At 43.6% G+C, this 14,447-nt stretch carries 12 protein-coding genes, 2 pseudogenes and 1 riboswitch; of the genes and pseudogenes, 4 read left to right on the plus strand and 10 right to left on the minus strand.

The window, feature by feature from the left end; genetic code table 11:
• Positions 1 to 46 precede the first annotated feature (46 nt).
• Positions 47 to 245, minus strand: a riboswitch (cobalamin riboswitch).
• Between the two features lie 177 nt (positions 246 to 422).
• Positions 423 to 845, plus strand: a complete 423-nt coding sequence (locus AYW76_RS19435; RefSeq protein ID WP_067223140.1) for a thermonuclease family protein — start codon at positions 423 to 425, stop codon at positions 843 to 845.
• Between the two features lie 6 nt (positions 846 to 851).
• Here AYW76_RS19435 and AYW76_RS16410 read toward each other — a convergent pair whose 3' ends face one another.
• From AYW76_RS16410 to AYW76_RS16435, 6 genes are read right to left on the minus strand one after another with little or no spacing between them, the layout of a single operon-like run.
• Complete coding sequence (locus AYW76_RS16410) at positions 852 to 1,118, minus strand: amphi-Trp domain-containing protein (protein ID WP_067223143.1); 267 nt, start codon at positions 1,116 to 1,118, stop codon at positions 852 to 854.
• A 9-nt stretch (positions 1,119 to 1,127) separates the two neighbouring features.
• Complete coding sequence (locus AYW76_RS16415) at positions 1,128 to 2,450, minus strand: metallophosphoesterase family protein (protein ID WP_067223146.1); 1,323 nt, start codon at positions 2,448 to 2,450, stop codon at positions 1,128 to 1,130.
• A 32-nt stretch (positions 2,451 to 2,482) separates the two neighbouring features.
• Positions 2,483 to 3,178 (minus strand): histidine phosphatase family protein, encoded by a 696-nt coding sequence (locus tag AYW76_RS16420; RefSeq protein ID WP_067223150.1) that lies wholly within the window; start codon positions 3,176 to 3,178, stop codon positions 2,483 to 2,485.
• Positions 3,175 to 4,260 carry an HprK-related kinase B gene (locus tag AYW76_RS16425; RefSeq protein ID WP_067223153.1) on the minus strand — a complete coding sequence of 362 codons (1,086 nt, stop codon included), beginning with the start codon at positions 4,258 to 4,260 and terminating at the stop codon, positions 3,175 to 3,177. Before AYW76_RS16425 ends, AYW76_RS16420 begins: the two co-directional genes overlap by 4 nt.
• Complete coding sequence (locus tag AYW76_RS16430) at positions 4,260 to 5,162, minus strand: GAK system ATP-grasp enzyme (RefSeq protein ID WP_067223157.1); 903 nt, start codon at positions 5,160 to 5,162, stop codon at positions 4,260 to 4,262. Before AYW76_RS16430 ends, AYW76_RS16425 begins: the two co-directional genes overlap by 1 nt.
• Positions 5,155 to 6,798 (minus strand): aminoglycoside phosphotransferase family protein, encoded by a 1,644-nt coding sequence (locus tag AYW76_RS16435; protein ID WP_067223161.1) that lies wholly within the window; start codon positions 6,796 to 6,798, stop codon positions 5,155 to 5,157. Before AYW76_RS16435 ends, AYW76_RS16430 begins: the two co-directional genes overlap by 8 nt.
• 550 nt (positions 6,799 to 7,348) lie before the next feature.
• Here AYW76_RS16435 and AYW76_RS19705 point away from each other — a divergent pair.
• Positions 7,349 to 8,020 (plus strand): annotated as a pseudogene (locus tag AYW76_RS19705) (PAS domain-containing protein); the annotation flags it as partial.
• 105 nt (positions 8,021 to 8,125) lie between these two features.
• Positions 8,126 to 8,557: pseudogene (locus tag AYW76_RS19710) on the plus strand (methyl-accepting chemotaxis protein); the annotation flags it as partial.
• A 21-nt stretch (positions 8,558 to 8,578) separates the two neighbouring features.
• Here the strand turns inward: AYW76_RS19710 and AYW76_RS16445 are convergent.
• From AYW76_RS16445 to AYW76_RS16455, 3 genes are all read right to left on the minus strand, one after another.
• The gene (locus AYW76_RS16445) at positions 8,579 to 9,115 is read right to left on the minus strand and encodes a DUF2889 domain-containing protein (protein WP_067223168.1); all 537 of its coding nucleotides are present in this window, start codon (positions 9,113 to 9,115) and stop codon (positions 8,579 to 8,581) included.
• A gap of 149 nt (positions 9,116 to 9,264) precedes the next feature.
• Positions 9,265 to 11,454 carry a catalase/peroxidase HPI gene (gene katG, locus AYW76_RS16450; RefSeq protein ID WP_082866277.1) on the minus strand — a complete coding sequence of 730 codons (2,190 nt, stop codon included), beginning with the start codon at positions 11,452 to 11,454 and terminating at the stop codon, positions 9,265 to 9,267.
• Between the two features lie 279 nt (positions 11,455 to 11,733).
• Positions 11,734 to 12,582, minus strand: coding sequence for a mechanosensitive ion channel family protein (locus AYW76_RS16455; RefSeq protein ID WP_197467844.1), 849 nt, complete (start codon positions 12,580 to 12,582; stop codon positions 11,734 to 11,736).
• Between the two features lie 490 nt (positions 12,583 to 13,072).
• On the opposite strand from AYW76_RS16455, the gene AYW76_RS16460 reads away from it, so the two are divergent.
• Positions 13,073 to 13,477, plus strand: coding sequence for a hypothetical protein (locus AYW76_RS16460; RefSeq protein WP_067223177.1), 405 nt, complete (start codon positions 13,073 to 13,075; stop codon positions 13,475 to 13,477).
• Between the two features lie 43 nt (positions 13,478 to 13,520).
• Here AYW76_RS16460 and AYW76_RS16465 read toward each other — a convergent pair whose 3' ends face one another.
• Complete coding sequence (locus tag AYW76_RS16465) at positions 13,521 to 14,192, minus strand: DUF6933 domain-containing protein (RefSeq protein ID WP_156489101.1); 672 nt, start codon at positions 14,190 to 14,192, stop codon at positions 13,521 to 13,523.
• Positions 14,193 to 14,447: the final 255 nt, after the last annotated feature.

Here is a 14,447-nt window from a genome sequence, read left to right on the forward strand (position 1 = left end):
TAAACACTGCACTCGCCCGTACAGTCGTAAATAAATTGCTTGTATTACAAGCACCGCGCTATAGGCAGGTCTCCGGACTCATAAAGCGGCATCACCAACTTTGTCGCCTTCCCATGAAAAAACCACAGTGGCGTAATAAGACAAAGGTTAACTTTAATTACCGTTGCGGGGGCAGTGTCAGAATCACGCTGACTTCCCTCTTCGTGCTGGCCTTTGTGCCAACAACCTCTAGCGGCGCGTACTCTAACATAAGCATGACATGGGTTGAATGACAGGAACTCAAGACAGGATTAAAAACCTCTATAAAAATAGAGCGAACTGCAAATCACGTTGACTTAAAATACAACGAACCTATTATTGCTGCTTATAGATGGATCGAATAATCACACGGCTGTGACCAACCATATTAGGGAGTAATTGCCGTGATTCGTTACGCAGTCGTTGTAACCGGTTTATTAGCCAGTCTTTCTTCTGTTGCTAGTAGCAACATCCAGGTCGAGCGTATTAACTCCGTCTACGATGCGGATACCTTTCGGGTAGATATCAGTAACTGGCCTGATATTGTCGGCAAAAACATTCCCATCCGAGTCAATGGCGTTGACGCTGCGGAAATACGCGGTAAATGCCCGAGTGAAAAAGCCCAAGCAAAAGCCGCACGTGATTACACTAGAGCGTTCTTGGAAAGTGGTAGAAATATTGAACTCAGGAATATCAAGCGAGGGAAATACTTCAGGTTATTGGCGGATGTCTATGTAGATGACCAATCATTGTCAGAAGCCTTGATTGTGTCAGGTCATGCACGCAGCTATCACGGCGGTACTCGTGAAGGCTGGTGCGACCTTTAATAGCATTTACTTAATTTTAGGTGGCGTCTTAGACAAAGATTTAGGGCGCTTTTCCCATCGAACTTTCACTTCAAATTGCTGGCGGCCATCTTCTTCACTAGCAGTCACCTTTAAGTGCATAAGCCCTTTGGGCTGAAGTTCAAGCGTACTCTCTTTCGCATCACTGAATTCCATTTTACCTTTCGATAAACCGTTAGACAGTGCTTCAAGCACCCCTTGAATATCATTCGCTTCCAGTAATGCTTCGTGTTTAAATTCTGTTTTTGACTTCATGCTCTGCTACTACGCGTAAATTTGCTTGAGTGATTTTTCAGGTAAATGTTTAATCGCTGGATAATCACAGCTGATGCCGACAATACCAATCTTTTTACCAATCAGAGTGGCACCGACGCCGGTTCCCTCTAAACCTTCAGCAATACGAGAATTAATATCCAATGTCACATCTGCCTCAACATGCACCAGCCCTTTTTTAATGGCAATACGCTGACCTTGGATACGGTTGATATGACCTTGAACGACAACTTTGATACCGGCTTTATGAACGGCTTTGACACCATGGTCCGTTAAAGGCAAATCCGCATCGCGGTATTTTGTTCGAAACGTATTGGCTAACGCACTGTAATAGAAGCCAAACAAATCACGGCGCTCAAGATTACGGTGGAAAGCTTTATTGGCATAACGCGTGCCATTTTTAAGCAACATACGCCCCATTACATCGTCTAAGCCTGCATGCAAAAATAAGAACGAACCACGTTTCTCTACTAACTTCATCTTACGGAAGAACCAACTAAACTCCCCCTTACGACTTAAAAACAGTTTTTGACATTGCATGGAGGCCGCATAAACATGGCGTAGCGTTAACCCTGCCTCTAAACAATGCCGTTCAAACTTATCGACTTTGGTATGCATCTTACGCACTTCACGATCAATCCCCTCAGCCGTCAAAAAACCCGCAGCATGAAATGGAAACTCATTAAACCAATCTTCGTCAGGGAACAGTTTCTTACGGCACGTTTCTTCATCTGGCACCTTCTTTTCCCATTTTGTACCTTCTAAATACTGTTCAAACACCTCTTTGAACAACGGTACAATCTTCTTACCCATACGCACAAAGAAGTGCTGATTGCCCACGTCTTTTTTGCGAGTTATGGCCAATAATCCCATACGTAAACGTAAGTCGTGATTACCCGCTAACAGCGTAACTTTCGCATTCATTCGATACAGTTGCTTCACGCTGCGCAACAAATCTAGATTACTCGGGCCCTTATCTAAACAGTCACCGCCTATAATAATTTCTGCAGACTTACCAAACTTAGTCAATTTAAGTTGACACAAACCTGGCTTTTTACGATCGGCAACGCCGACTGCAATCAAAGAGTCTTCAAACGCTTGTGCGTCCGCATGAGGATCAGAAATAAAGACCACTGGGCGCGATGGCCAGCGAACTTTTTTACGCCAATACTTGTTCAATGGATGATGAGTATCTAACGCTTTATGGTTAAAAGAGGACGTTTCACGCGGCCAAAGCTCTACGTCTTTTGGCAAACGTGCACGAATTTCCTCGTGCTGAGGGAGGTCAGAAATGGTGGGCAAATGATTCTTCATAACGAAGCTACAGGCCTTTTTTAGAGGTTTTATCAGTCGGGAACATCATGGGTCTGTCGCTGTTTCCAATCCCCGAAAAGCTGAGTCACCTTATCGCCGACAAAGTCTAAAACAACTGGATGCCCATAGTGCATACTTAATCGCTTAATATCGCAAAATTTTATGACATTTAGATGAAAAGCGGCATGCCTAATCGACGCGCCGTGTCCCACAATCAATTTAATGCTGCGGTTACTAGATGCCACAGTCCCATCTGTTTGCCATGTCATAATATGTTTGGCGACTCTCTGACCAGCTTGCAACAAAGACTCTGCTCCGTCAAATGGCAAACAATAATGGCTATCAGATTTCCAACCTTTTGGCGCTACATCAAAACGAGGATCAAGTTCTAAAATACGCTCAATCTCTTCAAGAGGAAGATTCGCTACCGCGCCAACGCTGCGTTCACACAACTCAGAGTGACACACCACCTGGGGCGTATTGTTGAAAAACTGTCCTAGCTCTTCGACATAAATACGAGCTGTTTGCCACGCACGCAATAAAGAAGAGGCATCCACGATAGAGTCCAATGTGTACCCTGATTCACTTAACCATTCGCCAAACAGGCGCGCCTGCCGACGCACCTCATACTCACCTTCCACAGTCAAGGCATAGGGCTGCATCGCACTGGGAGTGTTTTTTAACTGATGGTAGGCGCCATGGCGTATCAGAGCACAAACCTTACTCATAGTGTCTCCAATAGCTTGAACGCACGATCAAAATCGATTTTACCCGTTAAACGATAGACGTTAATCGGCGCCAAAGCTTGGCAATATTGAGATAAGGACGCCAATTCATTTAAATCTTGAGAAAACTCACCATTGCCGTCTTGAAAGAATGGCCCTGGACGCTTACGTAAGCCATCAATCTCTTCCGCTTCAGCAGACAGATCGACAGATAACAGCGCGGTCGGTTCATCTGAGTTTAGCGCCCAATCGAGCATCACAAGATTGACCAGCTCCCCCTGCAGCACAACACGACCCAAACCGTACTCATCTTCAATTTGTACATCGTATTTTTCCTCTAAACCCCACAGCTCTGACATGGGCATTTTCTTTAGCTCAGTCTGACGCTGCACAGGTAAGATATGTTTTAAGCGCGGCGCATTTAATAGCGTACCGGGATTAACACGAGGCAGCTTAGCAATGCCCACGGCAGCAACCTTGCCGTCTTCATTTTTAAACAACAAACGATCGTTCGTTAAGAAATGGCGTGTTTCATCTTCCAAACAACGCAACATAAGCGTGGACTTACCACCACCTGAACCTGCAGCAATCGCCGTCACCTTTCCGTCACGACTGAACGCAGCGGCATGACCTAGCTCGAAGCCTTTACTTAGATAATGGTTCAAACACTGATTATTAATAAAATTAACAATCTGAGCTAACTGCTGTTCACATTCACCAACAACAGTAGGCGTTGATTGATGCTGAAGCAACGCTAAACCAGTTTTGAATTTTTTAATCCAACGACCACCTTCAGCATTCTCAAGGTAACCTTCTTTTCTACCCTGCTTACCGGCTTCACGCGGCACATCTAACCAATCATGCTCATGGCCGATGTTTTCTTGATTGATCACATAAAGTGTTTTGCCCGATTCGTCGTTTCTCGAGCTCACGTAACTCTTGTAATACAGGTCTAACTCTTCTAATAAAGTTTCAGAATTGCTTTTTACTTTGACGGACAGTTCACCAAAGCCATAGATGCGCTGATAATCACACTGATCCTGAGCTGCAATTAATTGCGTTGGGTTAAAAAGATCCTGCAACATTACACCACACCTCGCTGATTAATTTGCGCCACTACATAGTCTGCGTAAGCACCCGGCGCATCAAGCTCACACCCTTCTAAGGCCCCTTTAAAGCCGCCAAAAGCAGACACCTCGAACACAACAGGACCTTGGTCAGTCAACGCAATGTCAACTGTCGTAAAGCTTAAATCAAAACATGCCTGAGCTTTGCGGCCCAATTCAATCAATGCTTCTGTCGGTTCAAATAACTCATAATGACCACCACTATGAATCGTAGTATTCCACGACTCTTTATTCCCCACACGCGAATAGGTACAGAAGTACTCGCCTCCTAAAAACACCATACCAAGGTCTCGTCCATCGAGCTTTACCGTTTGCTGAATGTAGTACAAGCTATTCTGCTCGCGGTATGCAGTAAGCATTTGGCGTAACTCAGCCTCATCCTGATCCGCTGTAAGCATTTCCATACCACGCGCTTTGGTTGAGTACAGAGGTTTCAAAATGACCGAGCCAAACTCATAAACGGCCGCCAACGCCTGATCTAAACTTTCTGTCACGCGTGTTTTCGGCATTGGCACACCGCCTTGCTGCAAGGCTAATGTGCCGCTTAGTCGGTTAATCAATTTGCCAATTGCTTTCGGTGAACTGAATACTTGCACGCCCAGTTTTTCGATATGCGAAATAATAAGTATGCGGTCCTCAGCACTAGGTGCATATACTTCACTGATTTTTTTAACAATGACGCCATCTAATTGGGCCAGGTCTAAATCGCCGTGCATCAATTGATTCGTATCTAAGCGCAACTCTACGTCAGCCATGTCAATGACGGCACGAAAACCCGTTAACGCTTCCAAACGATCCGCAAGCACTTCTGTAGACCATTTGCCTGGGATTCCTACCACCCCAATTTTGGGCTTATTCACTGTATAACTCCTTAAGTGGAAGCTTAAACTTTGCTTCTTTTTCGATAGGTAAAGTGGCCAGCATTTCTAGTAAGTAGCGAGACCTCAAATACATTCTGGTTGACAATTTTTTATCCAACACAAACCGAGTGGAGGTGGCAAATGAGCGAGCTAAACCCGCTGCCAGCCTGAGATCAAAATTGTCATCGTTATGTCGCTTTGCGAAGCACTGAGCAAATTTATATATGTCTTTGGCACAATCCATCATCACTTTACGTTTATTTTTTTCGAGTATTTGTAAACGATAGATCGAAACCATCAACACTGAAATGTCTTGTACATAGTCAAAATAGGTAGATCGATGTAAATCAATAAAGTAAATACGCTCTTCAACATCGTCGTATATTAAATTATCAACATTAAAGTCACCGTGAATCAAAACCGAAAAAGGTGAAGGCCAACGGCTTTCTTTCGCTTCAACTCTATCGACAATGTCATAAAAGCTGGGACGTACTAAACCGCAGATTCGTTGCTCAGGCGTAAAATACTCTGGGTGTACGCCAGCGCTGTCTTTGATACGCTTACGTAACTGCTGCATAAAATCCGCACGTGAATGCTCACTCGTTAAGGTCGCCTGCCACGTATCATTGAGTGTCTTAAACAGTGTTTTCAGTGCTTTTTCCAGCGCCTTCTCTTTTCCTTCACGAAGCAACGACTCCAGCGTTTTTCCAGGAATGTGTTCTATCAACAAAGCAGAGGTTTCGCCATCAGATTGGGTTTTCACCAAAACATCAGGGGCCAGTTTGGGGTTCACGTTACGCCAATTTTGAACACCTTGAACCTCTTCGTCGATTTTAGTTCGATCCCCTTCTTTGTATACCGCCAGTACATGTTGTCCCGCCGCATTCTGATGCGATACTGAAGCGATCGCGCTGCCGGATCGCGTTAATGCTAAACGACGCACTTTGACATCATTCAGATCGTAATTGAGTTCTGAGGTAACGTGCTTAAGGTGCTTGTAGTTTTTAAGCGTTGCCACATGACCAAGATCCACTTTTATCAATGCTTCCGCAATATCAGAGAGTTGATCCACTAATCGACGCAAACAACCATTGCATAGAATGGAAGCTTTCAATTCGACATCAAGCAAACGCCCTTTTTGGCTTAGGGTCTCCATTTGAATGTCGTCATACAAGGTTTTTAGCTTTTCTGAACGACGAGCAACTTTTATACCTGTGCGTCTAATATCTTCAGAAAAGCCGACCTTAACTAACGCAATAGTGCGATTGACTCGCTTAATAAATTTAAGGCAATTGCCACTATCAGGATGTTCAAATTGTTCGTCGAGAGAGCCCTCCTCGACAGTGTCTAACAAGCCCCGAGCGATGGCAGCCAAAGCATTCGCTAAACCGCGAACGGCGACGACTTGATTGTAGTAGGACGTCCCTAGCTTGCGACGTTCCAGCAAGCGGGCACAGTGCAGTTCTATTTTTTCACGCAGAGTTTGGACATAACCGCGACGAGCACGAATACTGGTTAAGACATCAGGGGAGCCTGTTTTAAAAAGTAGCTCTGTGTACACACCGTGCTTTTCTATTTCACTTAATAAAAAAGTTAGGTCATCTTTGATAATGCTAAGTGGGGCCGAAGCTGACATAAAGTCTCTAAAATTAAATATTTGAACTACACCCTGCATTAGAGCCTTTAGACGTTACAGTATTATTAAAACAGTAACAATATTAATACTTTAGGCTCACTACAGGCGCACAGACAAGCTCTTAAATTGGGCACTCTTACCCCCTCGAACTTTTGTAGCTTTAAATAGCCGACACTTAATTGATGCCTGACCATTTGTTGCATACATCACCTTCTGTAACAAAATGTAAACAAGGTAAGTCAATAAATTTATCGACCACTCACAAATCCAATTTATTGTTATATATCGTAAAATGAACTATTAATTTTAGACACAATCAATAATATGTAGCATAACGTTACAGATACGCTCAAGCCCTAATCACTTTAACGGTGATCACATAAATTAGCGAACTTCGTGCAGGTCTCTCTTACTAAGTGCACATTGCTCAAATACGCTATGAGGTCTATCAACTATGTTTTTTCAAGGTAACAAATTACGCTCCCGCGTTGCAGAGCAAGAAAAAGAGCTAACCGCATTTCACAACGTGCAAAAAGACTTACGTGAAGCAATGCTGTACTTTTCTATTGACCGTAAAGGTCAGTTTTTAGAAGCCAATTCAAGCTTTCTAGAATCATTCGGTTGTCGCTTTGATGAGCTTAGCACCCTTCAAAAACATATATCACCTAAGGCAATAGACAAAGAGCATACGCGCGCAATGCTGGAAGCCTTTAAAGCAGGCAACCACTGGCATGGCGCCATTCAATTAGTCAGTCAAAATGGCAATGAACACTGGTATCGAGTCATTATGCAGCCCTTGTCGACAGCGGAAGGAGAAAAAATTGAAGTCTTCTGCTCCGAGCTCACGCGAACCATTTCTCACTCTCGCCAACAGCAAGACATGCTTGCAGCACTTGATCGTTCACAAGCTGTCATTGAGTTTAGTTTGGATGGCATCATCCTAGATGCAAATAATAACTTTTTGAAAGGAATGGGCTACAGTAAGAGTCAAATCATCGGCCAACATCACCGCATTTTTTGCCCATCAACTGAAGTTGATACAGACGAATACCGTAACTTCTGGCGCCGTTTAAGCTCTGGAGAGTTCTTTTCGGGGCGCTTTCGTCGCGTAGATAGAAATGGAAACGATGTTTGGCTTGAGGCCACCTATAACCCAATCCATGATGAAACAGGTGAGCTATACAAAGTTGTTAAATTTGCTTCCGTTGTAACAGACCAAGTGAACCGTGAAACAGCGATTGCAGAAGCCTCCGAAGTGGCTTACAACGTATCTCAAGAAACAGATGCTAACACTTCAAAAGGCATTCAAGTTATTAATGACACTATCAATACAATGGAAGAGCTATCCAATCGAATGAACAATGCCAGCAACGGTATTGTAGAATTAGACTCGCAATCCCAAAAAGTGTCTGACCTTGTGGAGAGCATTCGTGGCATTGCTGATCAAACCAACCTCTTAGCACTTAACGCCGCCATAGAAGCCGCTCGGGCAGGCGAGCAAGGCCGAGGATTTGCAGTCGTCGCAGACGAGGTGCGTCAACTGGCCTCTCGAACGAGCATCGCCACAGAAGAGATTATTAACGTCGTATCAGAAAACAAAAAACTAACGGAACAGGCCGTCAACCTCATCAAAGAAAGCCTAACTAAAGTGAATGAAGCACATACACTATCAAGTGAAGCTGGCGATGTTATTAAAGACATACAACAAGGTGCGCAGGAAGTCGTTAACGCTGTTAATCAATTTAAACGCAACCTTTAGTGAACCATACCCTTATTTGAATTATTCGGCCGTATCGGGCCATAATCGACGCTGCGCGCGACCGCCGTCACGAAAACCGTGGCAGGTATTACGCACAGCGCTACGCTCTTCTGAACCTGAGGCATAATTAGGTTCGAAATTTAACTTATATCCCCGTACTGTTTGCAATGCTGCTGTAGCTAAAGCAGGTAGCATTTCAGTCAGATGAGTGCAACTTGTAGTTCGCCCCAATACCTCCTTTGCCTCTGTCATCCAGCCTTTTTTAATTTGCAGGCCAATGAGCCTCTCATACTGCGGCGCTGCACCGGAGCAGTCTAGATAAGGAGTGTCATGCATTTGCGCTCGTACATCACAAATAGTAAACGTGTCATCAAAGACTAATGTCAAAATCATTTGATGCAAGTACTCACCCACCTCGATAACACCACGATCATCGAGTGAAAATGGATATCCTTTGGTATCCTGCAGCACACCTTCGACTTCCCATAAATCATCTTCTCGTTTGAAGCCATTTATGGAGATGTTACGAGTATGCAGTGGCGTACGTTTTACGATCATGAGACAAATCCAATTAATTACATAACAAAAATGCGTAGGGACAATGTTATCGACTTTCAGCAAGCATTCAACATTAAAAAAGCGCCTTAGCCAGAGACTAAGACGCTTTTGTTTAAGTTATGAACAACTATGCACTCATTCTATACGTATTATTTTAAATCAAAACGATCCGCATTCATGACTTTAACCCATGTTTTAACAAAGTCTTTTACAAACTTTTCTTGGTTATCGTCTTGGGCATAGAACTCAGCGTAAGAACGAAGAATCGAGTTCGAACCAAACACTAAATCAACACGTGTAGCCGTCCACTTCACGTCGCCCGTTTCACGATTACAGATATCGTATGAGTTACGCCCTGTTGGTTTCCAAGTATTGCCCATATCGGTTAAGTTAACAAAAAAGTCATTGCTCAAAACCCCTTCGCGGTAGGTCAAAACACCCTGCTTGCTAGCACCATGGTTAGCGCCCAATACTCGCATACCGCCCAACAATACTGTCATTTCAGGCGCCGTCAGCCCCATTAACTGAGCTCGGTCTAACAACATCTCTTCTGGCTGGACGGCATAATGCTCTTTCAACCAGTTTCTAAAGCCATCATGTAAAGGCTCTAATACGTCAAATGAGTCCGCATCCGTCATGTCATCTGTGGCATCGCCACGCCCTGGCGCGAATGGCACATTAATATGAACATCAGCATCGTAAGCCGCTTTTTCGACAGCCGCACTACCAGCCAACACAATAAGGTCTGCCATACTAATCGGTTTAGCAGAGTCTTTTTGAATGACTTCTAATACCGACAATACTTTTTGCAAACGCTCTGGCTCATTACCTTGCCAATCTTTTTGCGGTGCCAAACGAATACGAGCACCATTCGCTCCCCCACGGTAATCGGATCCTCGGAAAGTACGAGCACTGTCCCAAGCCGTCGCTACTAGCTCTGCAACAGAAAGGTCGGTCGCTAGGATTTTAGCCTTAAGATCGGCAATTTCCGCGTCATCTAATGTGTAATCAACTGCAGGAACGGGATCCTGCCAAATCAAATCTTCACTTGGTACATCTGCGCCTAGGTAGCGCGCTTTTGGTCCCATATCACGGTGAGTCAACTTAAACCAAGCGCGAGCAAATACATCTTTAAAGTAATCTGGATTTGCTCGAAAGTGATCCATGATTTTTCGGTACTCTGGATCCATTTTCATGGCCATATCCGCATCCGTCATCATTGGATTGCAACGGATACTTGAGTCCTCAACATCGACAGGCTTATCTTCCTCTTTAATATCGATCGGCTCCCACTGCCAAGCACCAGCAGGACTTTTGACACTTTCCCACTCGTGATCAAGCAACATATCGAAATAACCCATATCAAATTGCGTAGGGTTTGTTGTCCAAGCCCCTTCTAGACCACTTGTCACGGTATTTCGCCCAATACCTCGGGAGACTTTATTGTTCCAGCCTAAACCTTGCTCTTCTATATCAGCAGCCTCAGGTTCTGGCCCTAAATCGTCGGCATTGCCATTACCATGCGTTTTACCAACAGTATGGCCACCCGCGGTCAAGGCAACTGTTTCTTCATCATTCATGGCCATTCGGGCGAATGTGACTCGAATATCTTGCGCTGTTTTTAGAGGATCAGGATTACCATCTACCCCTTCAGGGTTTACATAAATCAGCCCCATCATTACGGACGCTAAAGGATTCTCAAGATCTCGCTCTCCTGAATAACGGCTGTTTTCATTATCTGAAGACGCCAACCACTCTTTCTCCGATCCCCAGTAAACGTCTTTCTCTGGATGCCAAATATCCTCACGACCACCTGCAAAACCAAAGGTTTTGAAGCCCATTGACTCATACGCCATATTACCAGCCAGAATCATTAAATCCGCCCAAGATAATTTGTTGCCGTATTTCTTTTTCACTGGCCACAACAGTCGACGAGCCTTATCAAGGTTGCCATTGTCGGGCCAGCTATTCAGTGGCGCAAATCGTTGGTTACCGGTGTTTGAGCCACCACGACCATCCGACTCACGGTAACTACCCGCTGAGTGCCATGCCATACGAATCATAAGACCACCGTAATGCCCCCAATCTGCAGGCCACCATGATTGGCTATTTGTCATCAGGTCTTTAAGATCGCTCTTAACTTTCTCTAAATCTAACTTCTTGAACTCTTCGGCATAATTAAATGATTCGTCAAATGGATCTGTTTTCGTGTCGTGTTGATGCAAGATATCTAAGTTGAGTGCATTTGGCCACCAAGCCATAACCGAATCGCCGGTCTCTGTGTGGCTTCCGTGCATGACAGGGCATTTTCCTGTCGATGTAGTTTTATTCTGGCTCACGTCGAAACTCCTTATACTTATGTTTTTGTCGCACACTCTATGTTGTCACCCGACTAATTAAGGATAGATGAACAAGTGCTGCGTTGCGCTGTAACATTTAAGATCTCTATTTTTGATACTGGACCGTTAAAGTAGGTTTAACAATATGCCTTTTCAGTCAATATAGAAAATATCATTTACCGATCAATCTAATAGTAATTTTAAATAATGAAACTAAGCTTCCACCTAAATCTTTGAATCAATACAACCTAGCATTTTATTTAGAGCAAAAAATAGCCCTTATTTAGGGCTATTCTCATTGAATTCGTTATTTTTAATAATGTGCAAATCGCGCTGAGGGAAAGGAATCGTGAGGCCAGCCGCCTCAATACGAGGTTTAACTTGCTTCTGGAGCGCCCAGTAGGTATCCCAAAACTTGTCGGGAGTGGTCCAAGCTCGAAGCTGAAGGTTCACCGAGCTATCTGCTAACATATGTACAATCACTTGCGGGGCTGGGTCTTTCATAATGACATTAAATTCAGAGGCGAGCTCAAGCAACACTTTCATACCAACATCTATGGAATCTTTGTAAGAAATCCCAACGGTCACTTCTAATCGACGCTTGCTGTTTCGACTGTAATTACGAATGGTCGCATTCCAAACATTGCTGTTGGGGCTTGATATATATAGGCCATCCGCCGTCTCAAACTCTGAAGTAAACAGGCCTATAAACGAAACTGTCCCCATATAGCCATTGAATTCAACATATTCGCCCTTCTTAATGGGTTTGAGAAATAAGATCATAATACCAGCAGCAATATTACTCAGGGTATCTTTTAACGCTAAGCCAACAGCTAACCCCGCAGCACCAACTAAAGCAACTAGACTGGCTGTATTTACCCCAAACAAATCCAGAATAATCACCAAGCCAATCAAATACACAGCATAGGCTGCTATTTTCGATAACAGCTGAGCAATTATTTCATCATTCTGACTTAAACGGGCTACTCCAGCGTATACCCCTCTTCTTGCCAGTTTAGAAACAAAAGTTGCCATTACAACCACTAAGCAAGCCAACACTACATTTTTGGCCATCAGAAAAATCTGCTCTTCATACGTGGAGTAAAACGCCAGTAGCGTGTCCATCATGCTCTCCTCAACGGCACGTTAATACAATGCATAAATTTTCTGTCATTTTATGCAAACGTTAGCTATCGGACTAGTTATTTCATAACCGAGAAACTGCTAACTAAACTTACAATTCATATGCATGAAACATCTTACAGAGATTCTAGTGAGATCCGATAACAAGAACTCGCAACAAGAGCCAATTCTTGAGCTATAATAACGTAATTAAAGCATGCGAGCAGGCATCCCCAAATGGACACCGTGAACAATTACGCTCACACTCAATCTGTACCATGACTATTTTTGGCCAGTTCTAACGTAGACCATTGTGTTGATTCAATGCAAAGATCATGAAATAGTTAGGCGATTCCTTTATTTAACAATATTATGTATTACCAATAGATGTAGAGTACGTGTTCGTACTAGCTTAATTTAAAGCTCTGCAATAACGCCCCACGCATGCGGCCAACCTTTAATTCACAATGTTTCAAATGAGAATTCATAAAACTAAATGAACGAATTAACACACATTCTAAAATCTTTAGCTTACAGCTTGACCGTCGTACAAACCTCATCCAAATGTGTCGCATCAATAGCAAAAAGACATGACTTACGCCCCGAACTTGAACGTTTGCAAAAGGGGTTAAAGCGTCACCGCTCCAGCGGGTATGACCTAGAAACCAAAAAAGTACCAACGGAAAGCACGCTACTTAATCTACTCGATCGCATTCGCGTTAGTGAAATCAAACTCACAGACCTTCAAAAGCAATGCGGCATGCTAACGGTCTTAGAAAAGAACTCCTTACTCGACCTCATTACACATATCCTTAACGAAATGGATAATCGAGCTCGAGCAGCCAAAGAGATTTTAAGCGAGATGTCAAAGAAGGGGATCAACTTAGAAGATTTAAGTTAATTTAAGAGAACTGTACTTATAACTGTAACGTCTTTGTTTACTGCTATTTTCGGCGACTCTGAAAGTCGGCCAGAGAAACAATTTTATCCGATTTCTGAGCATCACTCACTTTACTATCACCTTCAAAAGAATGATTGGACGCTCGATTAAGCAAGCCAGTAGCATCATCTAACAATCTCAGCATTAGTTTCTTTGGCCAAACAACTTCTTTTTTGGCCTGCAAGTTAAACGGGATATCACTGAGCACCCGACTCGCCTGAGCTGCCTCTAGTTTTTCAATAGAAGTACTGTCATCCCAGAGCATACGCTCAATGCATGCCTTCGCCTGATTTAATGCCATCTGCATGACATCTTTGTTTTCAGCATCGACCACGAATGGCTGAAGCAGCCTTTTTGCCGTTTCAATTTGCTCTTCATTTGCCCCAATTTCTACTAAAGCAGCAACAAATGCACTAGCAAAATGGTCTTCCAACTCAGCAAAGTGCGCTTTCACCAAACAAGGCATAAAAACAGGAAAGCGTGTTGCTTCATGGATAATGACGACACAATTACGTCCTTTTAAAACGAACATACTGCCATACCAACCACTCAAGGGATTCAAAGCCTCTAGCATCTGCGCCGAATTTGCTCGGCTTTTATTAGATGCTGAAAAATACCCCTTACCATCAACAGGGAGCTTGGGCAGTAATTTACTAGTACAGTGAAGTCTGATCATAAGATGGCTTAGTCAAAAATAATGAAGCCACGATAGTAACAGTGGATCAAAGATATTTGAAAGCCAATATATCGCTAAATAAGGCATGAGAGATAAGAGTAGAAAAAGCAATGCCGAAAAGTATCTAGGATGAAGAAAATATTAGGGGATTTAGAGAAGGAAAAACAAACATATATAATTGGTTGCGGGAGCAGGATTCGAACCTACGACCTTCGGGTTATGAGCCCGACGAGCTACCAGACTGCTCCATCCCGC

It is taken from the genome of Marinomonas gallaica (assembly GCF_001639745.1).
GTDB lineage: Bacteria > Pseudomonadota > Gammaproteobacteria > Pseudomonadales > Marinomonadaceae > Marinomonas > Marinomonas gallaica.

What these genes read in the sequence shown, in the direction of transcription:
- AYW76_RS16455 (WP_197467844.1), bottom strand. Translation starts at nt 12,582, where the DNA reads ATGATGGACACGCTACTGGCGTTTTACTCCACGTATGAAGAGCAGATT.
- AYW76_RS16410 (WP_067223143.1), bottom strand. Translation starts at nt 1,118, where the DNA reads ATGAAGTCAAAAACAGAATTTAAACACGAAGCATTACTGGAAGCGAAT.
- AYW76_RS16445 (WP_067223168.1), bottom strand. Translation starts at nt 9,115, where the DNA reads ATGATCGTAAAACGTACGCCACTGCATACTCGTAACATCTCCATAAAT.
- AYW76_RS16435 (WP_067223161.1), bottom strand. Translation starts at nt 6,798, where the DNA reads ATGTCAGCTTCGGCCCCACTTAGCATTATCAAAGATGACCTAACTTTT.
- AYW76_RS16425 (WP_067223153.1), bottom strand. Translation starts at nt 4,260, where the DNA reads ATGTTGCAGGATCTTTTTAACCCAACGCAATTAATTGCAGCTCAGGAT.
- AYW76_RS16420 (WP_067223150.1), bottom strand. Translation starts at nt 3,178, where the DNA reads ATGAGTAAGGTTTGTGCTCTGATACGCCATGGCGCCTACCATCAGTTA.
- AYW76_RS16415 (WP_067223146.1), bottom strand. Translation starts at nt 2,450, where the DNA reads ATGAAGAATCATTTGCCCACCATTTCTGACCTCCCTCAGCACGAGGAA.
- AYW76_RS16460 (WP_067223177.1), top strand. Translation starts at nt 13,073, where the DNA reads ATGAACGAATTAACACACATTCTAAAATCTTTAGCTTACAGCTTGACC.
- AYW76_RS16465 (WP_156489101.1), bottom strand. Translation starts at nt 14,192, where the DNA reads ATGATCAGACTTCACTGTACTAGTAAATTACTGCCCAAGCTCCCTGTT.